This window comes from Dyadobacter alkalitolerans DSM 23607, assembly GCF_000428845.1.
Taxonomy (GTDB): domain Bacteria; phylum Bacteroidota; class Bacteroidia; order Cytophagales; family Spirosomataceae; genus Dyadobacter; species Dyadobacter alkalitolerans.
Genome location: NZ_AUAS01000018.1, coordinates 38,246 through 61,625, shown reverse-complemented (window position 1 = coordinate 61,625; position 23,380 = coordinate 38,246). Strand labels below are relative to the sequence as shown.

The following is a 23,380-nucleotide window of genomic DNA, read 5'->3' as shown; positions in this document are numbered from 1 at the left end:
AAAATAGAGTACAATATGGCTGAGGTGATTAACATTGAAGTAAACGGCAAAACCCACCGCGTTACGGCGGACCCGGAAATGCCGCTGCTTTATCTTTTACGAAATAACCTGCAACTGAATGGCCCGAAATATGGCTGTGGCATAGAGCGTTGCGGCAGCTGTATGGTGTTGCTGAATGGCAAAGCACAACCTTCATGTGTGATTCCCGGCTCTGCGGCGGCGGTTTATGAGGTTACAACTCTGGAAGGTTTGGCCAAAAACAGTGTGCTGGATCCCATTCAGGAGGCATTTATTGAAGAGCAGGCAGCGCAATGTGGCTATTGCATTAGCGGAATGATCATTTCGGCTAAGGCACTTTTAACAGAAAACAAAAATCCAACTGACCAGCAAATACGGCAGGCTTTGCAACGGAATTTGTGCCGCTGCGGAACGCACACGCGCATTATTAATGCTGTAAAAAAGGCGGCTGCTAAATTGAATAAATGATGGACGAATTGAATGATATAAAGTCTGGCAGACGTGGTTTTCTTCGGAGTTCGGGTTATCTGCTGATGGGTTTTACGCTCATGCCCGGACTTGGATTTACTATGCAGCCGGATGAATGTTATTCGCCGGAACAAACATTGATCGCAGATCGCGAGGCAATTGATTCCTGGATCGGATTTGATGATACGGGCATTCTGACGGTGTTGACGGGTAAAATGGAGCTTGGGCAGGGCATAAGGACGGCTTTGATGCAAATGGCAGCCGAGGAGCTGGACATTGAGATGAAGCAGGTCCGGATTATCATCGCGGACACCGGACAAACGCAGGACGAGCGCTATACGGCCGGAAGCGGTTCCATTGAAGGAAGCGGAAACGCTATCCGAAACGCTGCTGCGGAAGCCAGGAAGTATCTTTTAACATTGGCTGCAAAGGAATTAGGCTCAAATGTGGAGGAACTTTCGGTCCATAATGGAATTGTTAAATCAGGCAAAAATCAGAAAACAATTGCCTATAAAGATCTTGTAAAAGGAAAACGCCTGGAAACAGAAGTCACTGGAAAGGCTGATCTGAAAAAGCCTGCTGATTACAAGCTTGTCGGTAAGCCGATCAAAAGGACTGACATTCAAGAGATAGCGGTGGCGAAAACGCATTTCATCCAGGATCTGCGATTCCCGGATATGTTGCATGCGCGGGTGATGAGGCCACCGGTTTATAATGCCAAGTTGGTTTCGCTTCCAGCGGAACAAATCCAAAAATCCCCTGGCGTTTTGAAGGTCGTGGTTAACGGAAGTTTCGCTGCTGTGATCGCTGCGCAGGAATACGAGAGCATTAAGGCGCTGGAAAAGATGAAGCAACTGGCCAGGTGGGAGAGTAAGGCCATATCGCCCTTGCAGGATCAACTATATGGCGATATGGTCGAAAATGGCGCTGCGGGCAAGATCGTTGAAGGGGATAAAAATCCGAATAAAAAACCCTCTGAGAATGCATTGACGTTTGAAGCAGAATACAAACGGCCTTACCAGATGCATGGCTCCATTGGTCCGTCTTGCGCGATTGGTCTCTGGAAGAATGATCAGCTGACGATCTGGTCGCATACGCAGGGCGTGTATCCCTTGCGAAGTACAATCAGCGATTTGGTGGGTCTGCCTCTGGAAAAAATCAGGGTCATAGGCATGCCGGGAGCGGGTTGCTATGGACATAATGGTGCCGATGATGTGGGAGGTGATGCTGCATTACTGGCCTTGCAAATGCCTGGAAAGCCGGTCCGTGTGCAATGGATGCGGGAAGACGAGCACAAATGGGAGCCTTATGGATCTGCTATGGTTCTAAAAATTAAGGCTGCATTGACTGCTGATGGCAAAGTAACCGCTTGGGAAACAGATATATGGTCGGATACGCATAGTTCACGGCCTGGCGGAAAAGCGGGGCATTTGATTGCAGGACAGCATTTGGAAAAGCCATTTGCTTTTGAAGGCGGTGGATTTGCAGGAGGCACGCATCGGAATTCGCTTCCGTTGTATAATTTTGAATTCAAAAATGCCTCTGTTCACAGTTATAAAGGTCCTTTACGGACTTCTGCATTGCGAAGTTTGGGTGCTTATGGCAACATTTTCGCATTGGAATCTTTCATGGATGAGCTGGCTGCAAAAGCGGGGAAAGATCCCGTTCAATTCCGTTTGGATCATCTAAATGATGATAGGGCCAAAGAAGTGATTACGACTTTGGTGAAAAAAGCAGGTTGGGATTTGAAAAAAGAGCCCGGATTAGGAAAGGGTTTTGCTTTTGCTCAATATAAAAATAATGCGTCCTATTTTGCTGTAAAGGCCGAAATCAAGCTGGATAGGGCGGCAAAAACCTACCGTCTGGTGAAATTGATTGGTGTAATTGATGCAGGGCAAGCCATTAACCCGGATGGAATTATCAATCAGACTTCCGGTGGAATGATCCAGGCTGCGAGCTGGACCATGTTGGAGCAAGTTCAGTATGGTGCAAATGGTGTAGAAAGCAGTTCGTGGGAAACCTATCCGATTTTTCGTTTTGAAGATGTGCCGGATACGGAAGTGTTTGTGATTGACCGGCCGGAACTCGAACCGCTTGGTGCGGGAGAAGCGGCACAAGGGCCCGTGTCAGCTGCGATTGCGAATGCTATTTTTGATGCGACGGGAAGCCGTTTGCGGGAACTTCCGCTTACTTCTGAGAAAATTGATTGGAGTAAAATCAGCTGACAGGGATTGCACGGGCAGCATTGCTGAATGCAAGATGCCTTGTGATAACGCGGATGAGCTCGTCCGCTTTGAATGGCTTGGTCACAAAATCGTTAAAATGGCATGATGCAAGTTCCGGGGCGTTTTCAGCGAAAGTATCTGCTGTAAAGGCGATTACAGGCACATGAACATATTTCGGATATTGGCTCCGAATAATTTTCATTGCAGTAATGCCATCCATAACCGGCATTTGAATGTCCATTAGAATCAGGTCATAATCCTCGTCATCATCGAGGCTGGTGAGCACTTCCCTGCCGTTGCCGCAGATCGTAAAATCTGCTTCCCATCTTCTGAGTAAATGTTTGAGCAGCATCTGGTTAGCAGGAACATCGTCCGCTGCCAAAATCCTGAAACCTTTCAGTGAGAGGTTTTCGGGAGCGCTGGCTTTTTCTTCTTCTAACGAAAGGTTGCCTTTTCCAAAATTAAGCACAACACTGAAAGTCGCACCTTCGCCAAGCTTGCTTTTGGCAGAAATGGTGCCGTTCATCAGTTCTGTAATTTTGCGCGTAATGCTTAAACCTAGCCCCGTTCCACCGAAATATCGGCTGGCATTGTTGTGGTGTGCCTGAGAAAAACTTTCAAAAATGTCGTTTAACTTGTCTTCGGAAATGCCTATGCCTGAGTCAGATACGTCAATTCTGAGATCCACATTCCTGCCGTGATCTTTTTCCAGCTGAACGGCAATTTTGACAAAACCATTTTCTGTAAACTTAATGGCATTGCCAACGAGATTATTGAGAATTTGATTCAGACGATATGCGTCGCCCATGAGGATCTGAGGAACGTCATCGGCACATTCAAACAGCAGGTCAATGGATTTTTCCCTTGCCCGCACATCAAATGTCCGGATCAGCACATCCAGCTTTTCTTTTAAGTCAAACTGAAAACTTTCCAGCCCGAATTTTCCAGCTTCAATTTTAGAAAAATCAAGAATGTCGTTCAGGATAACGAGCAGGTTATCAGCCGAACTTTTGATCATTTTTAAATATTCCTTGTCCTGTCCCTGGAAATCGCTGTTTAACAGGATATCCGTAAAACCAATAATCCCGTTCATGGGCGTGCGGATCTCGTGGCTCATCGTGGACAGGAAGTCGGACTTGATGCGCGTTGCTTCTTCGGCGTCGCGCTTGGCCTGTATGAGTTCCTGTTCCGCCTGTTTCCGGCTGGTAATGTCTATTGCAGTCCCGAGAACTTCTTGCACCGTTCCTGCTTCATTGCGCTTAAACGGCACTTCCCGCGTGATAATCCAGACCTCCGAGCCATCCTTGTGTTTGAGCCTGAACTCCTTTTCAATCACATCTTCATCCTTCACATAATGCCGCATATAATGATAATGCCGCCGGAAAGTAAGCTGATCCTGATTATTAATGATCTGTTTCAGCCCGTTCTTAGAGTCGGTAGCAATATCATCTTCGGAGTAGCCCAGTATTTTCCAGATTTGTTTATTATGAAAAATATTGGTCCATTTCTCAATGTCGATCACATAGATAATGTTGGGTGACAGGAGGGCGATCTTATTTATTAATTCCTCTTTCTCAGCTAATTCATGCCTTGCATCTTCCCGGTCTTTTTCCACTTCGAGCATTTGCCCGAGCGTGTGAAAGGCCTTGGTCAGCTTTTCGGCCGTGATCTCGGATTTGGGATAATAATCCGTTGCACCCGCTTTCATCATTTCCACGGCAATCCGCTCGTCGCCCTGGGAAGTGAGCACGATAACGGGCAGCTGCGGCACCCTTTCTTTGATCTTTTTCAGCAATTCAAGTCCACTCGTTTTGGGCAGCTGATAATCGAGGAGTACGCAGCCCGGCACCCAGGAATCAAGGGTTAGCAGCGCATCTTCGGCATATTTGCAGATTTTTACCTCTCCAATCTCCACCTGAGACTTACTGATCGCCCGCAATAAGTTCATTGCGTCGATCTCATCATCTTCAACCAGAAGAATACTTAAACGGGTCATAGAATGGAGAATATGCGTTTGCTTGGATTACCCGGGATATTCGCAGAGTGTCCAGTAACTGTTGAGTGTGGAAACGGCTGAAATGAAGCGGTCCATTGAAAGCGGTTTTAAAATATAGCCCGCTACATTCAGATTGAAAGCCTCAATCTTATCGCTGTCTTCATTCGAAGTTGTCATTACAAAAACCGACAAAGAGCTCAGTTCAGGATCCTGGCGGATCTCTTTCAAAAACTCAATTCCACCCATTCTGGGCATGTTAAGGTCTAATAGCACAATTCTCGGCTTTGGGCTGTCGGACGAACCGGAGCGCAGCACGTCAAGCGCTTCAATGCCATTTGAAGCTACAATAAGAGGGTTGGAAATGTTGTTCTTCTTAAATGCGCGCTTCACATTCATTACATCTACTTCATCGTCTTCAACCAACAATATGGTCATGGGGACTGGGGTTAAGGGGAACATTTCTTGTGAATTCTAGTTACGGAAAGGGTTATTTTTATAGGGAAATTTCTGCTTCTTTGGCTTCGCTTTTCGGCCAGGTGAAAATAAATTTGGTGCCTTCCTTCATGGTAGATTCGATACGGATCAAACCACCTTTTTCATCAAGGATCTTTTTGACAATGGCTAGTCCCACGCCCGTGCTCTCTATCTCGTCGCGTGCCTGCAAGGTTTGGAAAATGACAAAAATGCGATCGTGAAATTCAGGGCTTATGCCCGGGCCATTGTCACGAACGTAAAATTCGTACTGAGTGTCTTCCTCCGTCCAGCCCACCGTGATTTCTATTTCGGGCTTGTCATTGTACTTAATGCCGTTAGAGATCAGGTTTTGAAGGATTTGGGTCAATGTGATTTTTTCCGTTTCCAGCTCCATGGCCAAATTTCCATCGAAAACGAAACTGACAGGCTTTTTGCTATTGAATGTTTCATGCAGATCTTCTAACAGGGAACTGATCACAAACCGCTCTTTCACCGTCTTCATCCGTCCCGCTCTTGAATAGGATAAAATACCATTAATGAGGCTTTCCATGCGGTGAACACGCCCACGGAGCAATTTGAACTGATCCAGCGTATCGCCTTCGAGCAAATGGCTGATATCTTCTTCAATCCACTCAGAAAGGTTATTGATGGCGCGCAAAGGCGCTTTCAAATCGTGACTTACGACATATGCAAACTGGTCGAGCTCAGCATTGATGCGTTCCAGGTCACGCATGTAGGATTTTAATTTCTTTTCTGCCGAAACACGCTCGGTAACATCCGAAAATGTGCCAATGTAGCCAGTCAGCGCATGATCATGGAATTGTTTTGTAAGCGAAACGCCTATCCAGATCTCTTTTTTCTGCGCAGTAAAAACCTTGATGGTAGCATTGATCGTCGATTCGTCGGAGCTCAGCATTCCACTGATCTCCTCTTGCGAATCGGAGAAGAAATCCATCCAGTTGCGGTTAAGGCATTCATTTACCGTGTAACCTGTGATGGTTTCCCAGGCCTTATTCATGTAAATAATGTTGCCATTCCGATCCAGCTGCACCAAAACTTCGGTAATGCTGCTCACCACTTCTTCCAATCGTTTGTTGGTGAGTTCTGCTTCTTGGGTTTTTTCTGCGGCAACGCGGCTCAGTTCGCGGTTGGCCTTGAAAAGTTCGCCGGAGCTTTGTTCCAGAATGAGCTCCACGCGGCCGAGGTCGTCCTGATATTCAGTATATGCTTGATTTACAGATAACAAAAAGTCCTGAAGATCGGGATGTTCGGCAAGTTCGGGCGGCAGCGATTTCCGGATCTGACGTTTCAGTAACCGGTGATAATTGACATCCGTAAGTTCGGGCATGTTCATTTTAATATTCTCTGAAAGTGGTAACGGTCATTGTCTGGTTGTGCAGCTCGCACAGCGAATTGCGGTTGAACGGCGCAAGCTCCCCGTAGGAATAAAAGCCTGTGATCACCGGACTATCCAGCACATCGGATACGCTTTCCACTTCTTCTTCAACCATTTGTTTCAGCACCAGCTTCCTGCCCACACAACTTACCAGAATGGCAAGCTCAGGGCTGTTTTTAAGACCTTCCGAAGCGGCCTGTGCGGCTTCTTCGGCGCCATTAATAAGCCTGTCGTTATTTGCTTTCATCAAACGAACAAATGAGCCCTCGGGAATGTCGCCTGCAAAAGTGAGGCTTTTTTCATCTTCATTAATACCCAGAATCGTCCGCACGACCGGTGCACGATCTTCGCTGTCACGCATGCTAAGCGGGAAAAGTAACCCCGAAGCAGGCAGTTCTTTAGCCTTATCGCCCAGGAACGATTTGTACAGATCGAGCGCAGGCTCGCCATCAATTTCAAACAATATATTCTCTTTGGATCTCGTCACACGCCTGTCCAGCCCGAAGCTGTCCCATCCGCCCCGTGAACCAAAGCCGATCGTCAGGTTTTCGCCATAAAAACCGATGGCCGCCACTGTTTCGCTGGCAATGTTTCCGTCGGGTTCAATGATCACAGTTCTTGCAAAATGCGATCCGTCGCCGGCGAGTCCGCCTGTAAGCGACACTTCGGAACCCAGCCCTTCGGCCATTCCTTTTACGAGGTCGGTGCCGTTTACTTTCAGTCCGTCTGAGACTACAAAAACGTGTTTCAGTCCCTCTTTTGGAAGTTGGGAAACGAGATTTTTCCCCGCTTCAATGCTGCTGAAATGAATGTCTTCCAGTGCAACTTTGGAGCTTTTGACGATTGTATCATCAAATCGGATGGCAGTAATGATGATGGTATTATCTTTTACTGAAACGTTTGCGATTTCGCCTGCTGTGGAGCATCCGGAAAAAAGAGCTTCGGGATAAAGTGCTGCCAGCTGGGCAATTACATTACTTTTTTCGAGGAGTTCCCGGTTTCCGAATACAAAAAAGAGTTGGGGTGAAAAGGGAAATGTGACGTTCGAGGAGGCATTGGTGTACACCAATTGTTTGATTTGCATAAATGATTGATCGGGCTCATGAATTTGATCAACAATTTACAGAAAACTTTTGACAGGCGAATTAATTTTACGCTGAACCAAAGATTTATACTGTTGAAACGAACATTAAGAAAGTGAGGGGAAAGAAATTCCTTTAATTTTCCTGAATAATTCAACCGCATACAAGTCTGTCATCCCCGAAACGAAGTCCAGAACGGTCTGGATTTTCGCATATTCGTCCGTTTTTGAAGTTATAAATTGCTTGGGAATCAGATCCACCAGCTTGCGTGAATAATGCGAATTATTATTAAGATAAGCAGGAACAAATTCTTCCAGCAAGCCGCCCATCACCTTGTAACCAGCCACTTCGATCTGGACAACGGAGGAGTAATTGTAGATTTTATTGACTGAAATCTTCGCAATGTCCTTCATTACAGACCGATACGGCTCCTGGATTGCGTCGATCAGGCCCGAGTTGAAGTCGCCGCTGAGAATGGCTTCCTGTTCATTGTAAAACAATTCGGAACATTGGAAAATCAATGTGCTGATGGATTTGGCCCTTAACAAGCTGATTTTGGCATCTTCATCATCAATTTCCAAAAGCCTGGCCGGCATTTTAGGATCGTTGCAAAGGCGTAGCAACAATGTTTCCACCTCGCTATACGACAATATTTTCAGCCTGTGGGCGTCTTCGAGATCGATAATGTTGTAGCAAATGTCATCCGCAGCTTCAACCAGGTAAACCAGTGGATGGCGCTTGTACACCAATGGTAATTCCGAAACTATATCCAGTTCCAGATCTGCTGCAATCTTTTGAAAACCAGTCTGCTCCGACTGAAAGAAGCCGTATTTCTTGGTGTAGATCTTGGATTTATTATGTCCTGCAATGGACTCGCAGGGATATTTGGCAATGGCTGCAAGCGTAGAGTAAGTGAGTGCAAAACTGCCGTAACCTTTGCCCGCATAAGGGTGCGTGAGAATGCGGAATGCGTTGGCATTGCCCTCAAAATGCGTCAGATCGGCCCATTGTGATTCGGTGACCTTGTCGCGATATTGTAAACCGGCATCATTGGTAAAATAATGTGAGATCGCAGCCTCGCCAGAATGCCCGAATGCAGGATTACCCAGGTCGTGCGCCAGGCAGGCGGCCGACACAATGTTCCCTATTTCACTGATCAGCGGCAGTTTCTCATCAACGTTGGGATCGTCTTTTTTCAATTTATTATAAAAAATCCTTCCCAAAGACTTGCCTACACTGGCCACTTCCAGACTGTGTGTAAGCCGGTTATGCACAAACACGCTGCCCGGGAGCGGAAAAACCTGTGTTTTATTCTGCAGTCTTCGGAACGGGGAGGAAAAAATCAGTCGGTCGTAATCACGCTGGAATTCCGATCTTGCCTCAGCCGGATCGGCATTGTATTTGTCTTCACTGCCCCACCGTTTCGCCGAAAGTAATTTCTCCCACTTCATTATTCAAGAATTTTAATTGTCGGCAAAACTAATCCCTTTCCGGTAATTAAGGAATAACAAGGATTGTCGTTTGCAGCGGGCCGGCAATTGGCATTGGTAGTTTCGCAAGTCGGGGCGCTTTTGATTTCAACACGGATTCCATTCGAAAAACTAAATTGAAGATATATGAAAAGGGTCTTTATTATAATCACTTTCCTGGCCAATGCGCTCATCATGAGCACTTCCGGAACATTGTCGGCTGCAACTGGCCACGATTTGGAAGGTCATACAAAAGACGAGAAACTGGCCAAAGAAATGGCGACCGTTGTCACCGCATTTCTTAAATCACTTTCTGCCGACCAGCTCTCAGAAACCAAGCTTCCTTACGACGATCCTGCCCGTTTCGACTGGAATTTTACGCCTCGCAAGCGAAAAGGGATTACTTTCAAGACCATGAGTGCATCGCAGCGGAAGTCGGCCATGGATATGATCAGGCTTATATTGAGCCAGGAAGGTTATACCAAAGCCGAGCAGATCATTGACCTGGAAAACGTGCTCAGGGTTGTTGAAACACGCCCGGCTAACGACACTTACCGCGATCCCGAAAACTTTGCGTTCCTCGTTTTTGGCGAGCCGGGAAGCGATCCCTGGGGTTGGCGCGTGGAAGGTCATCATTTATCGCTGCACTTCTCATCCATCAAAGGTGAAATTGCTTACACACCGAGTTTTATGGGCAGTAATCCCGGTAACGTTATGGCCAATGTTCCTCAAAAGGGCCTGCGGATCCTGAAAAATGAAGAAGATTCAGCATTTGAACTATTACACTTATTGAATGAAAAGCAGCTTGAAAAAGCGGTTATAGGAAACCCTGCACCCAACGAAATGTTCACTTCCAATTCCAGGAAGGCATCTTTGGAAAAAATGCAAGGCATCCCGATGGGAGAAATGACCGCTGCACAGAAAGCAGCATTCAAAAAACTCATCATGTCATATTTGCAGCGTTACCACGTAACATTGAAAAACCAGCAATGGGCCGAGCTTGAACAAACCGGCCTCGACAAAATACATTTCGCCTGGATGGGCGATCAGAAAAACATCATCGGTTCTGGCCAGGGCCACTATTACCGCATCCACGGTCCCACCTTCCTCATCGAATTCGACAACACCCAAAACGGCGGCAACCACATTCATTCGGTGGTGAGGGATCTGGTGAATGATTTTGGCGAGGATATGTTGCGAAGGCATTACGAGAAGGCGCATGGAAAATAGGGGATGTGTAAAATAATCTGTATTTTCGAGTGATTAAAATTGTAAAGACATGTCCACAATAGATCTTAAAGAGCGGTTAATTGGGAAGATCCAGGAAATTGAGAATAACGATGTCCTTGCCGAGGCTTATCGTTTGCTTGGTTTGGAGTTGGAAATAGATGAGCCTTATAAACTAAGCAAACAGCAAAAGAATGCAGTTGCCGAAGCAAGGCAGCAAATTAAAAGCGGAGCTTTTTTAACTAATGAAGAAGCGGATAATGATATTGATGAATGGCTAAACAAGTAATTTGGTCTGTACGCGCACTAAATGATCGAAAGGAAATCTTAGGTTATTGGATTGAAAGGAACAAGTCAAACAGTTACAGCAAGAAGCTTAATTTCTTATTTAAGGAAGCGGTCAAATTAATTGCCAAACATCCCAAAATTGGCAAACTTACGGATGAAGAAAATGTGCGTATAAAAATCATCCGTAATTACTTCATTATTTATGAGGAGACTGAAACGCACATTCATATCTTAACACTTTGGAGCAGTCATCAGGATCCTGAAAGCTTAGACTGGGAATTTTAGCATTCAATGACCTCTTCACCTCACCATTACTACATTGTCAACAAGCCACCCAACATGGTTTCACAGTTTGTGAGTCCGGATGATGTGGGGTTGCTGGGGGATCTGGCATTTGAATTTCCGGAGGGGATCCATGCGATTGGACGGCTGGATGGACATTCTGAGGGGCTTTTGATCCTTACTACGAATAAAAGAGTAACCAATCTGCTGTTTCAGGGAGAGGTTCCGCATAAGCGCACTTATTGGGTGAATGTGGGGCATCATGTCAGTGAGCAAACGCTACATAGGCTCAGGACGGGCATTGGAATACGGATAAAAGGCGACGTCGAATATGTGACGTCACCGTGCGAAGTTGAGATCATTCCCAGGCCTGAGATATTAGCGCCACATGCCAGTGAAAGCTGGGAAGGCGTGCCCAACACCTGGCTCAAAATCACATTGACAGAAGGGAAATATCATCAGATCCGTAAAATGGTGCGGACCGCTGGTCACCGCTGCAAACGACTTATCCGGGTCAGCATAGAGGATCTGGAATTGGGAGACCTTGTTGCCGGTGGTGTAAAAGAGATTGAGGAAAGCGAATTTTTTAGGTTATTGAAGATCGATAACTGGAAATAACGAAAACAACCTCGACATGAACTTAATAGGCAACATTATCTGGCTCATCTTTGGCGGATTCATCGTCTTTCTGGAATATATGGTTGCCGGCCTTGCGCTCTGCCTGACCATCATCGGCATTCCGTTTGGTATACAATGCTTCAAAATAGGTTTCCTGACGCTATTTCCCTTCGGGCAGCAGGTTAGAGAGGTTCCGGGGAACACCGGCTGTTTATCCACGATCTTCAACATTCTCTGGATTGTGCTGGGCGGCATCTGGATCGCGCTTACGCATCTTATTTTTGGTGTGATCCTTGCCATAACCATTATCGGACTGCCCTTTGCGCGCCAACATTTCAAGCTGATGAGCTTATCCTTCACGCCGTTTGGCAAAGAAATTTACTAGTCATTATTTCATTTGACTGTAAAAACATGAAAGCCATTGTTATATCGCAGCCCGGCGGCCCCGAAGTGCTTCAAACAGAGGAACGGTCTATGCCTCAACCGGCTGCTAACCAGGTCCTGATCAAGGTTTATGCGGCAGGGATCAACCGCCCCGACGTGTTTCAGCGCAAAGGAAATTATCCACCCCCAGCGTGGGCGCCACAGGATATTCCGGGGCTGGAAGTTGCGGGAATTATTGAGCAGGTTGGGCATGATGTTGCTGATTGGAAAAAAGGCGATGCCGTTTGTGCATTGCTGGCTGGAGGTGGTTATGCGGATTATGCGGTTGCGCAAGCAGGCCACTGTCTGCCCGTTCCCAGCGGCTTCAATTTTGTGCAGGCGGCTTCCCTTCCGGAAACGGTTTTTACGGTTTGGCACAATGCATTTCAAAGAGGCGGTTTAAAAAGCGGTGAAAATTTCCTGGTTCACGGCGGCACAAGCGGGATTGGGATTACGGCCATTCAGCTTGCAAAAGCATGGGGCGCAAAGGTTTTCGCAACGGCTGGCTCGGAGGAAAAATGCAATGCTTGCGTTACGCTGGGTGCGGACATTTGTATTAACTACAAAACCGACGATTTCGAAGAAAAGCTGAAAAATGAAGGCATAGACGTCATTCTCGACATGGTAGGCGGTGATTATATTCCAAAAAATATCAGGTTGCTGCGGGAAGACGGCCGACTTGTGTTTATCAACACCATGAAAGGCGGCAAGCTCGAAGGCACCGAAGTGGATTTCGGCATGATCATGAAAAAGCGCCTGACAATCACCGGAAGCACACTGCGCAACAGAGGCGATGAATCCAAAACGGTACTTGCGAAGGAAATATGGGCGAATGTTTGGCCCGTCATAGAAAGAGAAGCGTTCAAAACCGTTATAGCAGCTCAATTTCCAATAAACGAAGCCTCAAAAGCACATGCATTAATGGAAACGAGCGGGCATATCGGGAAAATTGTCCTGGTTAATGATTGGGAGTCGTAACCCAGTTGTCGCTTAATTTTTTATTCAAAATATCTGAAATTTGTTTTGCCTGCGCGTAAACCATCAAATGTCCGGCGCCATCAATAGACACATCGGGTTTCACCATTTTTATTGGGATCAATTTATCGGCGGTGCCGTGAATGTGATACAGGTTTTCCAGATTATCCTGTCTTTTCCAACTGCCCATTCTCACCAAAGCCCATTTTAAAAAACGGCTGTCGGTGTCGTGTAAAATGGATTTCAGCAACGATTTCAGCTCCGGTGTATCCGCACCGAAAAATTTATAGGTAAATGTATTGGTTGACTTCAAAAGCGGAGCTGCGAATGGGCTTAGCAATAAAAATTTGGTTAACCCCTGGTAAAATTTGGAAACCGGGACGCCGGTTGATGTGCTCGAAATGATAACAATCTGCTCTGGATGAACAATATGTGCAAGCTCGGAAGCGATGATCCCGCCAAATGACAAGCCTACCAACTGGAATGGCCGGGTCGTGTCAATCTGTGAAACAAGCCTACCCGCATAATCTGTTATGCTTTCCTTTTTTAATGGTTCTATCCAATCTATATAATGTACCGCAAAACGGTCGTCCAGTTCCAATTTGCTGAAAACACGTTTATCTGCGCCTAAGCCGCTCAAAAAGTAGAGATTCATTTTATCGTTGTCCGGCGCTGTTGGTCGTTGGTGCGTATTCGCCGTTCCAGCCGATAAAGTATGCTCATTTCCCAAATTTGCTACAAACGATTTTTCTAACGGTCGGTTCGCACCATTTAACGTAGATTGACCGAAAATTTCGGCGCTCCGGACCGTTAGATAGATGGTCAGGCAGATGTGGGAAATGTTGATATTCGAAAGCATAATCGATCTTAAGAGCCAATCGAATATACGTAACCGGCCACGAAAAAGATTGCGCTATTTCGCGAAATTGAAACTGAGTCCGCCCATAGCCCATCGCCCCGGCATTTTGGAACCCAGCAAGTCGCTGTACTGAACGTCGAATGCATTATCAGCCTGCACAAATACGGCCAGACTGCGGTTCAGGAAAGCATATTCAGCCTTGGCGTTGAGTAAAAAATAATCTTTCGAAATGTTCGCCTCGATGGCCGAAGCCGCCCGTTCTGCCCTGTTTTTATACAACCCATTCACACTGAACGAAAGGCCGGAAATCTGGTAAATCGCAGAAAAGTTACCCAGGAACTTGGCGTGTGACGAGACGTAGAATGAAGGCTCAACATTGCTGCTTTCGCTGTTCAGCCAGGTTAACCCTGCATTGAAAATGACTTTTTGATTGGCAGAAATTGTATTAACTGTTTGAAAATCAAGTTCAAACCCGGTTGTGTTCACTTCCGCAATGTTCAATGCAAGGCCAAAAGTCCCGGTGGGCGAAAGGTTTTCTTTGCGCGGCATTTGGGCATACGGCGTTGAAACATAATCGATCAGTTCGTTTTGGAGCCTTTGGAAAAATGTGCCTGAAATTTTCAGCTGATTGGTGCTGCTATTAGTCAAAAACCAATCGGCGCCCGTTTCATAACTGAATGATCTTTCCGCTTTTAATGCAGGATTGCCCACATTTCCGCCCGTTACCAATGCTTTTTGAAAGTTATTAAACCGCTCTGTAAAATCGGCATCCCGGATCGTTTTGCCAGCGCTTCCGCGTAATTGCCAGTTTTCTTTTTTGTAAGATAAATTAATCTGCGGCACCACTTCCGAACCAATGCTTTCCCGCCAATCCAATCTGACAGAAGGCGTTACAGTGAAATCGGAACCTATATTTTGTACCAAAGAAATAAATGGTGCGAGCTGGCTCAGCGAATGATCGCCACGGTCATTGGAGGCAATGTTGCGGTTCTGGTAATTAAGCCCGGCGATCAGGTTCGTGCATTGGGTGAAGGTTTGCTGCCAGGTTAGCAAGCCCTGCCATAGTTGTGATTTGCTGTCGTTCGCAATGGAATGCGGGTTAAACATATACTGGTCCCTCACAAATTTATAGCCTCCATCCAGCGCAATGGCCGTTTTGGCTTTCCTATAACCGATTTTAACCTGATTCCAGGAAGTTTTTACCTTCTCGCTGGCCGTGTCGGATTTTAAAGCTGTGTAGAAATTCTGAGCAGCGAAATCCCGGTGATCATAGGAACTTCTCACGGCCACATTCAAGCTCGGGGAAAGTGCGTAGTTCAGGGAAAGGCATGCGGTGTTGTTATGAAAGTATCCTTTTATGCCACGCTGCTGAACGCCTGAGGCATTATTTGACAAAAAACCGCCAGAGACAGCAATTCTATTCTTTTGAACAAAAGCGCCGACATTGGCATTCTTTAAACCATATTCTCCGGCCGTTAACGCACCATTAATGCTAGTTTTTTGAGTTCCCATGACGTTTTCACCTTCATTTTCTGACTGTAACCGTGCAGCAAAAGTTTTGGAAATGACATGAATGACACCGCCCACTGCATCGGAGCCGTAAATGGCCGACGATGCACCTTTTAAAACTTCAATTCGCTCGATTTCAGCAGGGGAGATGGGGATATAAGCATTAAAGTGGCCTGTGTTCGGATCATTCAGTCGTAAACCATCCAGAATGATTAGCACTTGCTGGAATGTCCCGCCACGCAGCACAATATCGCTTTGCGAGCCCATCGGTCCTCGTGCCTGGATTTCCACGCCGGGCACATAACGAAGCAGATCGTCGATGCTGTGCACGGGAAGGTTCTGGAAATATTCGCCTTTAATTACAGCAATGTTCCGGCCAGTTTCGGATGCGCGTTTTTCCACAAGAGAGGAAGTGACAGTAACCGGATCAAGCGAAATATCCTGTGCAAAAAGCGGGTGCAAAAGGCCTAATAAACTAATAAGTCCAAGGCTTGTAAAAACAAAAATTGCCGGGCTTTTCAAAGCCCGGATCAGAAGAGAAAGGAAAGTTGTCATCATGGCTGAGATATCAGAATCAAATTATTTTCGACAAACTTACTATCTTGCCGGACTGTTAATATGCTCCGGTTTTAAGTTTATGAGTAGTCCGGTTGAAATTCCTTTCCAAAGTATTGTAACCATTGACCGGCAAAATGAGACGCCGGTTTACCTGCAAATTTCGCGTCAGATGATCAATGCGATCCAGCGCGGCGTGCTCTGTACAGGCGCCAGATTGCCCGGAACACGTTCATTAGCTGAGATTTTATCGGTTCATAGAAGAACCGTGGTAGCCGCTTATAATGAACTCGATGCGCAGGGGTGGATCGAACTTCGGCCGAACAAGGGGACATTCGTGACCCAAAAATCACCTGCAATTGCTGATAGTCCGGCGTCTTTCAATGCTGATTATCTTGTCAGATATCCTCAAAAAGCTGGTTTTGCATTTGAAGAAAGCATGCTGCTGGACAGGCCGGTTTCCGTTTCTAAGGCTGAACTGGAATTCACCGACGGTCTTCCGGACGTGCGCCTGGCACCCATGGACAAGCTGGCAAAAGCCTATTCCAGCGTTTTGAGACGAAATAATAACCGCAAATTGCTCAGTTACTCGCATGTGGAAGGCAATGCGTTTTTCAGGACGAAACTGGCTGATTACCTGAATAATACGCGCGGCTTGCATATTGGCAAAGAGAACATTATCACCACGCGCGGCATTCAAATGGGTATTTACCTGGCCTCCATGCTGCTCCTCAAAAAAGGCGATCACGTGGTGGTGGGTAACCTGAGTTATTATACGGCCAATATGATTTTCCAACAGGCCGGGGCCAACATTATTTCGGTTCCGGTGGATGAGCAGGGCATATCGGTGGAAGCTGTGCGGAAGTTGTGCGAAACAAAACGGATACGGATGCTTTACATCACGCCGCATCATCATTATCCCACAACTGTGACGCTGAGCGCGGAGCGGCGCATGGAATTGCTTAATCTTTCAGTGCAATATGGCTTCATTATCCTGGAAGATGATCACGATTATGATTTCCACTATAATAGCAGTCCGGTTTTGCCGCTCGCGAGCGCCGATCCGGCTGGAATGGTGGTTTATATCGGCTCATTCTGCAAAGCGCTGGCGCCCGGATTGCGCTCAGGCTACATTGTGGCGCCGCAAAACCTAATTACGGAACTCGGAAAATTCCGGAGGATCATCGACCGCCAGGGAGATCTGATGATGGAGCAGGCATTGGGTGAACTTTTGGATGAAGGAGAAATTCAGCGGCATATCAAGAAAGCACAGAAGGTTTATCATCAGCGACGCGATCTTTTGGGAACATTACTGCAAGCAGATTTTCAGGAATATCTCAATTTCAAAACGCCTCCCGGCGGCCTGGCGATCTGGACGGAATGGCGAAAGGACGTTAATCTAATGCGCCTTAGCAAGAACTGTTTGAAACAAAACCTGCATTTACCACAGACATTACTCTTCCAAACCGGCCAGCTGAGTGCTATGCGGCTTGGATTTGGGAATCTGGATGAAGGAGAAATCCGGACGGCGGTTGAAATCCTGAATTATTCAATTAATTTGTGATTTAATCATATCCTTCTGGTTTTCACTTTGCTTTCTTCCCAACATATGAATAAGAGAACCTTTATTAAACTTTCATCCGCATTAATGACAGCTCCATTATTTACACCATTAACCGGCTGGGCAAACAACGATAAATTGAAAAACTGGGCAGGGAATTTAGAATACAGCACGCAAAAGCTGGATCAGGCGAAGAATCTGGCACAGGTTCAGGAAATTGTAAAGAAATATCCAAAGCTTAAAGTGCTTGGAACCAGGCATTGCTTTAATAACATTGCCGACACCAAAGATCAATTCATTTCCTTGGTGAATGCGGAGGAGCAGATGGTTTTGGATGAAAAAAACAAAACTGTAACCGTGAATTCCGGCATGAAATATGGGCAATTGAGCCCTTACTTGCATAAAAAAGGCTTTGCGCTGCATAACCTGGCATCATTGCCGCACATTTCGGTTGCGGGTGCCTGCGCTACGGCCACGCACGGTTCCGGGGATAAAAATGGTAACCTGGCGACTGCGGTTTCGGGAATGGAGATCGTTACGGCGGCGGGTGATGTGATGCAACTGAGCCGTAAAAAGGATGGGGAGAAATTCAATGCGGCCGTTGTGAACCTAGGGGCTTTGGGCGTGGTGACGAAGGTGACGCTGGATATCGTGCCCACATTCATGATGGGGCAATTTGTGTATGAAAATCTGCCTCTGGGTCAGTTGAAGGATAATTTTGAAAAGATAGAATCGAGCGGATATAGCGTGAGCTTGTTCACAAATTGGCAAAGTAACGACATTACGGAAGTTTGGGTTAAGCAAAAAATAGACGATGGAAAGCCGTTAAAAGCGGAAAAAGAATTTTTCGGCGCGAAACTGGCGACTAAAAACCTCCACCCGATCCCAGAACTGTCCGCCGAAAACTGCACGGAGCAGATGGGCGTTTCAGGTCCCTGGTATGAGCGCATGCCGCATTTCAAAATGGGCTTTACGCCCAGCAGCGGTGTGGAGCTGCAATCAGAATTTTTTGTGCCCAGAAAAAACGCCGTGGATGCGATTATGGCGATTTCCAAGCTGGGAAGCCAGGTCGGGCCGCATTTGCTTACTTCGGAAATACGGACCATTGCGGCGGATGATTTCTGGATGAGCCCTTGTTATAAGCAGGATTCTGTGGCGATACACTTCACCTGGAAACAGGAATGGGATGCGGTGAGCAAGCTGCTGCCAATCATTGAGCGTGAACTCGCGCCCTACAATGTGCGTCCGCACTGGGGAAAGCTGTTTTCGGTGTCTCCGGATCTGCTTGCAAAGCGTTATGTGAAAATGGAAGAATTCAAGGCGCTGGCCCAGGAAATGGATCCGAAAGGGAAATTCAGGAATGACTTTCTGAACCTCAATATTTTCAGAGTTTGAAAAATTAATAGCCCTTTTGGTGAATGATTACGGCCCTTTATTTTGTTCTGTAATAGTCCGCTATGAATATTTTATGCTGACCAACATTCGTTGTGTAAGCGTGGATCAACACCTTGTAAACCAAATAAAATAATGGCAGCAAAATTGAGGGAACTTCCCAATGCGGGAGAGCCGAATATGGCCGAGCCGGCAGCAGCACGGGAAATTACATCCGATAAGATCATTGAATTATATATGCACGATTGCCTGGAACAGAACAAAAAGCCGGAGTCGGTTTACCTGTTCTGCAAGCGGCATGGCATTGTCGAAAAGGAATTTTACAAACATTTCTCTTCGATCGAAGCAATTGAAAAAAGCGTTTTTGTGAGCTTTCACAGACTGGCCGTTAATCTTATGAACCAGAGTGGCGACATGCCGTCACTGGGTTTCCGGGATAAGCTTTTGACTTACTATTTTACTTATTTTGAGATACTTACCGCAAACAGAAGTTATGTTGTATTTGATCTGAAAAGTGAAAAGAACCGTTTGGCTGGGTTAATGAAGTTGAAAGATTTCAGGAGCCAGTTTAAATCGTTCGTTAATGAGATCAGCGAGGGTTATCTGAAATCCAAAAGCGAACGGATCCGCAAGGCGCAACAGGATGCATTGGAAGAAGGTGCGTGGATCCAGTTTATGGTAACGCTCAAATTCTGGCTGGATGACGAGTCCATTGGCTTTGAAAAAACAGACCTTTTCATCGAAAAATCAATCCGCGCAACATTCGATCTGATCGACATTACGCCGCTGGAAAGCGTCATCGATTTTGGTAAATTTCTCATCAAAGAAAAGTTAAGGTAGGAATGGAAACAATTGACAGCATCCCTACTTCGAAAATTCAGCGTGCAACCAGATTGATTTCGACCGGTGTAAAAATCGGGGGTAACTATTTAAAATATTACGGTGAGAAAATCACCAATCCTGAATCGGCGCGGGATAACTTGAATACAAACAACGCCGAGGATATTTACGATGGACTGAAGAACCTGAAAGGCAGTGCCCTAAAAGTGGCGCAAATGCTGAGTATGGAGAAAAATTTCCTTCCGCAGGCTTATGTGGAGAAATTTTCTTTGTCCCAATTTTCCGTTCCGCCGTTGTCGGCGCCGCTGGTTGTGAAGACATTCAGAAAGTATTTCGGCAAATCGCCGCTTGATCTTTTTGATTCCTTTGACGCCAATGCCATCAATGCTGCCAGTATTGGCCAGGTGCATAAGGCGACGAAAAATGGAAAGAACCTGGCTGTAAAAATTCAGTATCCGGGCGTTGCCGAAAGCATTTCCTCCGACCTGGCAATGGTGAAGCCAATTGCCATGAGCATGTTCAACATTCAGGCAAAGGATTCGGATAAATATTTCAAGGAGGTTGAAACCAAGTTGACGGAGGAAACCAATTATTTTCTTGAAATAGCCCAGAGCACGGAAATTGCCGAGGCTTGCGCACACATTCCCAACCTGCGTTTTCCGAAATATTATCCCGAATTATCCTGCGAAAGGGTGATTTCGATGGATTGGATGACGGGCAAGCATTTGTCGGAATTCACGAAAACAAATACGGATCAGAATCTGGCCAACAAGATCGGGCAGGCGCTTTGGGATTTTTATATGTTCCAGGTGCATCAATTGCGAAAAGTGCATGCCGATCCGCATCCGGGCAATTTTCTGGTAGACGATGCGGGGAACCTGATCGCCATTGATTTTGGGTGCATTAAGGAGATTCCGGAGTCGTTTTACACGCCTTATTTTGAGCTGGCCGAGCCGGATAAGTTGAATGATCCTGAGATTTTCTATTCAAGAATGGAAGCGCTGGAAATTCTTTCGAGCAAGGATACGCCTCAGGAAACGATTTATTTTTCGAAGCTTTTTAAAGAGATTTTATCCTTGCTAACCCAGCCGTTCCAGTCGGATACATTTAATTTTTCGGATGAAACATTCTTCGGAAAACTGGCGGAATTGGGTGAGAAATATGCAAATGATAAAGAGCTGCGCAAGATGAATGTCAACCGCGGTTCCAAACATTTTATTTACATCAACCGCACATTCTTTGGGCTTTTTAGCCTGTTGCATGATTTGAAAGCGACCGTGGAAACGAAGCAGTTGGTGATGTAACACATTGATTATCAAGTTACTCAAACCGGCGAAAGACTAAGCATCTTCGTCGGTTTTCTTTTTGGGCTTACGCTTGTTCACAAGCCTGAACAGATTGTTATTCGCCTGTTCCGGCGTTTGATCTCCCAGTAAAATTCCCCAAGGTTTCAATCCATCAATCCGGTCAAAGACCACTTTCATCATCGCAATCGCCGGAATGGATAGGAACATGCCTGACAAGCCAGCCAGCGCGCCACCCACCAGCACGCCCACAATCGAAACCAATGCATTGATCTTGACCTTGGAACCAACAATGAGCGGCACCAGAAAATTGTTGTCAATAAACTGAACAGCAATAAATACGCCCACAACGCCCAGCAAGGTGTGCGCATCGGGATGGCTGATAAACGTCACCATAACCGCCAGCACTGTTGCCACAAGTCCGCCGATGTAGGGGACAAGATTCAAAATCGCGGCCATGATGCCCAAAAGCATTGCATATTGGACATTCAAGAGCAGCAGCCCCACCGAATTCAGCACCGCAACAACAGCCGTTTCCAGCAGCAAACCTACCATATAGCTCTGAATAATGGCTTTGATCTCGCCCAGCACTTCCAGCACGCGCGGCTTATGCTCCTCTGCAAACAGAACGACCATAAAATGCAGCAGCATCGTACGGTAATAAAGGAGCAAGAATGCGTATATAGGGATAAGGATCAATGTTGCGAGCGGTCCCGTAACCACGCCAAGTGTCTCGGCACCCTGGAAATTTTCGAGCGTTTTTGTCTGGGCATTTTTGAGATATTCGGCCTGTTTGCTATAACTGACGCTATATTCCCGCCGGATCCAGCGCCGCGTATCTCTGTAAAACTCATTAATGTTGCGCTTCAATTTGGGCCATTCATCCGAGAAGTCTGAAAGTTGCATTGATAGCAAGATCGCGACGCCGGACACAAGCACGACCGCAAGCAACACCGCCAGGGTGATCGCCAGAATTTTGTGCATTCCCAGCCGGGTAAGCCACGCCTCCACAGGACGCAACAAAACTGCAATCAACCCCGCCAAAGCCAAAGGAACAATAATATCCTGCCCCAAATATATCCCCAGCATGATCAAGCCTATGGCCAGGAGCGAGAAGGAAAGTTTTTGGTAGAACGGAGCGGGCTGGTCTGGTATCATTGTGATTTGTTCTAAAAGTTCAGTATTTCTAATTTAGATTTTCTAAAACAAATGTTGAATTTCTAAATTTTCTATACCTTTGCTAAATATACACACTTACCCATTAACATGGTTGTTATTAGTTATAAGATGATTCGCCTATATGGCAAAGTTGACAAAAAGAGCCTGGAAGCGCTGGATACTTGGTATCAAATTGTTGAAAGATCTAACTGGTCAAACTTTAATGAATTAAGGCGGATGTTTAATTCGGTTGATGCGGTTGGCTATGATCTTTACGTTTTTAATATTAAAGGCAACCACGTCAGAGTCATTGTACGTATTTTATTTAGTGTTCGAACTGTCTATATAAAGTTTATTGGCAATCATAAGGAGTATGATAAGGTAAGAATAGACCAGTTGTAAGATGAAAAAAATAGAATTTAAGACAGAAAAGGAGTACGACGAGGCGATGATAGAAATTGATCGCCTTATGAAAAAAGGTGAGGCGATACTGTCTAAGGAAGAGCTTGAAATTATTCGCACGATGGCTCTCGCGGCGCAGGCCTATGAAAAGGAGCATTATTATGTGGAGCCTCCGCGCACGCTTGAGGGCATGATCGAACTGCGAATGTATGAGATGAAATTGAAGCAAAAAGACCTCGCAGCAACACTTGGCGTTAGTGGCACTAAGCTTTCCATGATCTTGAATGGTAAGCAAAAGCCCGATATTCCCTTCATCAAGGCTGTACATACTAAATTAAATGTGCCGGCCGATTTTATCCTTCAACACATTTAAACCAACCGCTTCACCATAAACACGCTATGCCCGATCGCTTCATTCTGCCCAGGTTTTTCGGCATTGATGTAGCCTAGTTTGTTATACATGGCGATGGCTTGAGGTTGGCCGGTGCCGGTTTCCAGGACGGCGTTTTGGAAGCCTAGTTCGATGGCCCATTGTTCCAGTTCGCGTACCATGGTGGAGGCGATGCCTTTGCCGCGGAATGCCGGAACGACAAACATGCGCTTTAACTCTATCGTGCTTTCGTCGTAAATCTTGAAACAGCCGCAGGCTACGACCGTATCGTTTTCGTAAGCAAGAAGCACGGTTGGCAGATTGGTGATGCGATTATAGTCTTCGTAGTCAGCCTTATTGGTATTGTAAATAGTGCAAAGCTCGTCGTCCAGCTGGTCGGTTAGCTTTCTAAAATCAGGGTTTTCGCTGTTTGTTCTGATCATTGGTCGCGTGTCGGGAAATGGATTGCGAAATTAGAGGATTAAGATA

23 protein-coding genes are annotated in these 23,380 nt (G+C 46.1%); 14 read left to right on the top strand and 9 right to left on the bottom strand.

Translation table 11 applies throughout. From position 1 onward, the window contains the following. The first annotated feature begins 15 nt into the window (after nucleotides 1–15). Nucleotides 16–486, top strand: coding sequence for a (2Fe-2S)-binding protein (locus G395_RS0124065; protein WP_026632406.1), 471 nt, complete (start codon nucleotides 16–18; stop codon nucleotides 484–486). Continuing rightward, nucleotides 483–2,711: a xanthine dehydrogenase family protein molybdopterin-binding subunit gene (locus G395_RS0124060; RefSeq protein ID WP_229204279.1), complete on the top strand. Its 2,229-nt coding sequence runs from the start codon at nucleotides 483–485 to the stop codon at nucleotides 2,709–2,711. The genes G395_RS0124065 and G395_RS0124060 overlap by 4 nt, the downstream gene beginning before the upstream one ends. On the opposite strand, the gene G395_RS31285 is transcribed toward G395_RS0124060, so the two are convergent. The 5 genes from G395_RS31285 to G395_RS0124035 all read right to left on the bottom strand — a co-directional run bounded on the left by G395_RS31285 (nucleotide 2,704) and on the right by G395_RS0124035 (nucleotide 9,110). Continuing rightward, nucleotides 2,704–4,707, bottom strand: a complete 2,004-nt coding sequence (locus tag G395_RS31285) for a response regulator (protein WP_051350343.1) — start codon at nucleotides 4,705–4,707, stop codon at nucleotides 2,704–2,706. The genes G395_RS0124060 and G395_RS31285 overlap by 8 nt on opposite strands. A 27-nt stretch (nucleotides 4,708–4,734) precedes the next feature. Continuing rightward, complete coding sequence (locus tag G395_RS0124050; RefSeq protein WP_229204278.1) at nucleotides 4,735–5,142, bottom strand: response regulator; 408 nt, start codon at nucleotides 5,140–5,142, stop codon at nucleotides 4,735–4,737. Nucleotides 5,143–5,200: 58 nt separating this feature from the next. Then, nucleotides 5,201–6,535, bottom strand: a complete 1,335-nt coding sequence (locus tag G395_RS0124045; protein WP_026632403.1) for a sensor histidine kinase — start codon at nucleotides 6,533–6,535, stop codon at nucleotides 5,201–5,203. A gap of 1 nt (nucleotide 6,536) precedes the next feature. Beyond that, nucleotides 6,537–7,661: an FIST signal transduction protein gene (locus G395_RS0124040; protein WP_026632402.1), complete on the bottom strand. Its 1,125-nt coding sequence runs from the start codon at nucleotides 7,659–7,661 to the stop codon at nucleotides 6,537–6,539. Nucleotides 7,662–7,766: 105 nt separating this feature from the next. Continuing rightward, complete coding sequence (locus tag G395_RS0124035) at nucleotides 7,767–9,110, bottom strand: deoxyguanosinetriphosphate triphosphohydrolase (protein WP_229204277.1); 1,344 nt, start codon at nucleotides 9,108–9,110, stop codon at nucleotides 7,767–7,769. A 165-nt stretch (nucleotides 9,111–9,275) separates the two neighbouring features. Here G395_RS0124035 and G395_RS30175 point away from each other — a divergent pair, with 165 nt between their 5' ends. From G395_RS30175 to G395_RS0124000, 6 genes are read left to right on the top strand one after another with little or no spacing between them, the layout of a single operon-like run. Further along, entirely contained in the window at nucleotides 9,276–10,358 is a 1,083-nt protein-coding gene (locus tag G395_RS30175; RefSeq protein WP_229204276.1) for a DUF3500 domain-containing protein, read from the top strand. A gap of 49 nt (nucleotides 10,359–10,407) precedes the next feature. Then, nucleotides 10,408–10,644 (top strand): hypothetical protein, encoded by a 237-nt coding sequence (locus G395_RS0124020; RefSeq protein ID WP_026632399.1) that lies wholly within the window; start codon nucleotides 10,408–10,410, stop codon nucleotides 10,642–10,644. Further along, entirely contained in the window at nucleotides 10,629–10,928 is a 300-nt protein-coding gene (locus tag G395_RS0124015; protein ID WP_026632398.1) for a type II toxin-antitoxin system RelE/ParE family toxin, read from the top strand. Before G395_RS0124020 ends, G395_RS0124015 begins: the two co-directional genes overlap by 16 nt. Nucleotides 10,929–10,934: 6 nt before the next feature. After that, a complete protein-coding gene (locus G395_RS0124010; RefSeq protein ID WP_026632397.1) occupies nucleotides 10,935–11,543 on the top strand; it encodes a pseudouridine synthase in 609 nt (202 codons plus the stop codon). A 16-nt stretch (nucleotides 11,544–11,559) separates the two neighbouring features. Further along, the gene (locus G395_RS0124005; RefSeq protein WP_026632396.1) at nucleotides 11,560–11,928 is read left to right on the top strand and encodes a YccF domain-containing protein; all 369 of its coding nucleotides are present in this window, start codon (nucleotides 11,560–11,562) and stop codon (nucleotides 11,926–11,928) included. A 26-nt stretch (nucleotides 11,929–11,954) separates the two neighbouring features. Next, the gene (locus G395_RS0124000) at nucleotides 11,955–12,944 is read left to right on the top strand and encodes an NAD(P)H-quinone oxidoreductase (protein WP_026632395.1); all 990 of its coding nucleotides are present in this window, start codon (nucleotides 11,955–11,957) and stop codon (nucleotides 12,942–12,944) included. On the opposite strand, the gene G395_RS0123995 is transcribed toward G395_RS0124000, so the two are convergent. Continuing rightward, nucleotides 12,925–13,800: an alpha/beta fold hydrolase gene (locus G395_RS0123995; RefSeq protein ID WP_051350342.1), complete on the bottom strand. Its 876-nt coding sequence runs from the start codon at nucleotides 13,798–13,800 to the stop codon at nucleotides 12,925–12,927. The two genes, G395_RS0124000 and G395_RS0123995, sit on opposite strands and share 20 nt — an antisense overlap. Before the next feature lie 54 nt (nucleotides 13,801–13,854). Continuing rightward, nucleotides 13,855–15,867 carry a TonB-dependent receptor plug domain-containing protein gene (locus G395_RS0123990; protein WP_229204275.1) on the bottom strand — a complete coding sequence of 671 codons (2,013 nt, stop codon included), beginning with the start codon at nucleotides 15,865–15,867 and terminating at the stop codon, nucleotides 13,855–13,857. Nucleotides 15,868–15,946: 79 nt separating this feature from the next. Between G395_RS0123990 and pdxR the strand changes: the two genes are divergently transcribed. From pdxR to G395_RS0123970, 4 genes are all read left to right on the top strand, one after another. After that, a complete protein-coding gene (gene pdxR, locus G395_RS0123985) occupies nucleotides 15,947–17,428 on the top strand; it encodes a MocR-like pyridoxine biosynthesis transcription factor PdxR (RefSeq protein WP_026632392.1) in 1,482 nt (493 codons plus the stop codon). A 45-nt stretch (nucleotides 17,429–17,473) separates the two neighbouring features. Then, entirely contained in the window at nucleotides 17,474–18,820 is a 1,347-nt protein-coding gene (locus G395_RS0123980; protein WP_026632391.1) for a D-arabinono-1,4-lactone oxidase, read from the top strand. 132 nt (nucleotides 18,821–18,952) lie between these two features. After that, the gene (locus G395_RS0123975; RefSeq protein WP_035361956.1) at nucleotides 18,953–19,657 is read left to right on the top strand and encodes a TetR family transcriptional regulator C-terminal domain-containing protein; all 705 of its coding nucleotides are present in this window, start codon (nucleotides 18,953–18,955) and stop codon (nucleotides 19,655–19,657) included. A 2-nt stretch (nucleotides 19,658–19,659) separates the two neighbouring features. Then, on the top strand, nucleotides 19,660–20,961 hold the full coding sequence (locus tag G395_RS0123970) for an ABC1 kinase family protein (protein WP_026632389.1): 1,302 nt from the start codon (nucleotides 19,660–19,662) through the stop codon (nucleotides 20,959–20,961). Nucleotides 20,962–20,997: 36 nt separating this feature from the next. On the opposite strand, the gene G395_RS0123965 is transcribed toward G395_RS0123970, so the two are convergent. Beyond that, entirely contained in the window at nucleotides 20,998–22,119 is a 1,122-nt protein-coding gene (locus G395_RS0123965; RefSeq protein WP_026632388.1) for an AI-2E family transporter, read from the bottom strand. A 108-nt stretch (nucleotides 22,120–22,227) separates the two neighbouring features. Between G395_RS0123965 and G395_RS0123960 the strand changes: the two genes are divergently transcribed. Both G395_RS0123960 and G395_RS0123955 read left to right on the top strand, forming a co-directional pair. Beyond that, complete coding sequence (locus G395_RS0123960) at nucleotides 22,228–22,521, top strand: type II toxin-antitoxin system HigB family toxin (RefSeq protein ID WP_026632387.1); 294 nt, start codon at nucleotides 22,228–22,230, stop codon at nucleotides 22,519–22,521. Nucleotide 22,522: 1 nt separating this feature from the next. Next, on the top strand, nucleotides 22,523–22,894 hold the full coding sequence (locus G395_RS0123955) for a helix-turn-helix domain-containing protein (RefSeq protein ID WP_051350341.1): 372 nt from the start codon (nucleotides 22,523–22,525) through the stop codon (nucleotides 22,892–22,894). Here G395_RS0123955 and G395_RS0123950 read toward each other — a convergent pair. Further along, complete coding sequence (locus G395_RS0123950) at nucleotides 22,891–23,334, bottom strand: GNAT family N-acetyltransferase (protein ID WP_026632385.1); 444 nt, start codon at nucleotides 23,332–23,334, stop codon at nucleotides 22,891–22,893. The genes G395_RS0123955 and G395_RS0123950 overlap by 4 nt on opposite strands. Nucleotides 23,335–23,380: the final 46 nt, after the last annotated feature.

Bases quoted from the DNA above. Each gene is read 5' to 3' on its own strand.
- G395_RS0123990 (WP_229204275.1), bottom strand. From the start codon at position 15,867: ATGATGACAACTTTCCTTTCTCTTCTGATCCGGGCTTTGAAAAGCCCG.
- G395_RS0124020 (WP_026632399.1), top strand. From the start codon at position 10,408: ATGTCCACAATAGATCTTAAAGAGCGGTTAATTGGGAAGATCCAGGAA.
- G395_RS0124005 (WP_026632396.1), top strand. From the start codon at position 11,560: ATGAACTTAATAGGCAACATTATCTGGCTCATCTTTGGCGGATTCATC.
- G395_RS0123955 (WP_051350341.1), top strand. From the start codon at position 22,523: ATGAAAAAAATAGAATTTAAGACAGAAAAGGAGTACGACGAGGCGATG.
- G395_RS0123970 (WP_026632389.1), top strand. From the start codon at position 19,660: ATGGAAACAATTGACAGCATCCCTACTTCGAAAATTCAGCGTGCAACC.
- G395_RS0124050 (WP_229204278.1), bottom strand. From the start codon at position 5,142: ATGACCATATTGTTGGTTGAAGACGATGAAGTAGATGTAATGAATGTG.
- G395_RS0124060 (WP_229204279.1), top strand. From the start codon at position 483: ATGATGGACGAATTGAATGATATAAAGTCTGGCAGACGTGGTTTTCTT.
- G395_RS0124035 (WP_229204277.1), bottom strand. From the start codon at position 9,110: ATGAAGTGGGAGAAATTACTTTCGGCGAAACGGTGGGGCAGTGAAGAC.
- G395_RS30175 (WP_229204276.1), top strand. From the start codon at position 9,276: ATGAAAAGGGTCTTTATTATAATCACTTTCCTGGCCAATGCGCTCATC.
- G395_RS0123995 (WP_051350342.1), bottom strand. From the start codon at position 13,800: ATGCTTTCGAATATCAACATTTCCCACATCTGCCTGACCATCTATCTA.
- G395_RS0124040 (WP_026632402.1), bottom strand. From the start codon at position 7,661: ATGCAAATCAAACAATTGGTGTACACCAATGCCTCCTCGAACGTCACA.
- G395_RS0124015 (WP_026632398.1), top strand. From the start codon at position 10,629: ATGGCTAAACAAGTAATTTGGTCTGTACGCGCACTAAATGATCGAAAG.
- G395_RS0124010 (WP_026632397.1), top strand. From the start codon at position 10,935: ATGACCTCTTCACCTCACCATTACTACATTGTCAACAAGCCACCCAAC.
- G395_RS31285 (WP_051350343.1), bottom strand. From the start codon at position 4,707: ATGACCCGTTTAAGTATTCTTCTGGTTGAAGATGATGAGATCGACGCA.
- G395_RS0124065 (WP_026632406.1), top strand. From the start codon at position 16: ATGGCTGAGGTGATTAACATTGAAGTAAACGGCAAAACCCACCGCGTT.
- pdxR (WP_026632392.1), top strand. From the start codon at position 15,947: ATGAGTAGTCCGGTTGAAATTCCTTTCCAAAGTATTGTAACCATTGAC.
- G395_RS0124000 (WP_026632395.1), top strand. From the start codon at position 11,955: ATGAAAGCCATTGTTATATCGCAGCCCGGCGGCCCCGAAGTGCTTCAA.
- G395_RS0123960 (WP_026632387.1), top strand. From the start codon at position 22,228: ATGGTTGTTATTAGTTATAAGATGATTCGCCTATATGGCAAAGTTGAC.
- G395_RS0123950 (WP_026632385.1), bottom strand. From the start codon at position 23,334: ATGATCAGAACAAACAGCGAAAACCCTGATTTTAGAAAGCTAACCGAC.
- G395_RS0123980 (WP_026632391.1), top strand. From the start codon at position 17,474: ATGAATAAGAGAACCTTTATTAAACTTTCATCCGCATTAATGACAGCT.
- G395_RS0123965 (WP_026632388.1), bottom strand. From the start codon at position 22,119: ATGATACCAGACCAGCCCGCTCCGTTCTACCAAAAACTTTCCTTCTCG.
- G395_RS0124045 (WP_026632403.1), bottom strand. From the start codon at position 6,535: ATGAACATGCCCGAACTTACGGATGTCAATTATCACCGGTTACTGAAA.
- G395_RS0123975 (WP_035361956.1), top strand. From the start codon at position 18,953: ATGGCAGCAAAATTGAGGGAACTTCCCAATGCGGGAGAGCCGAATATG.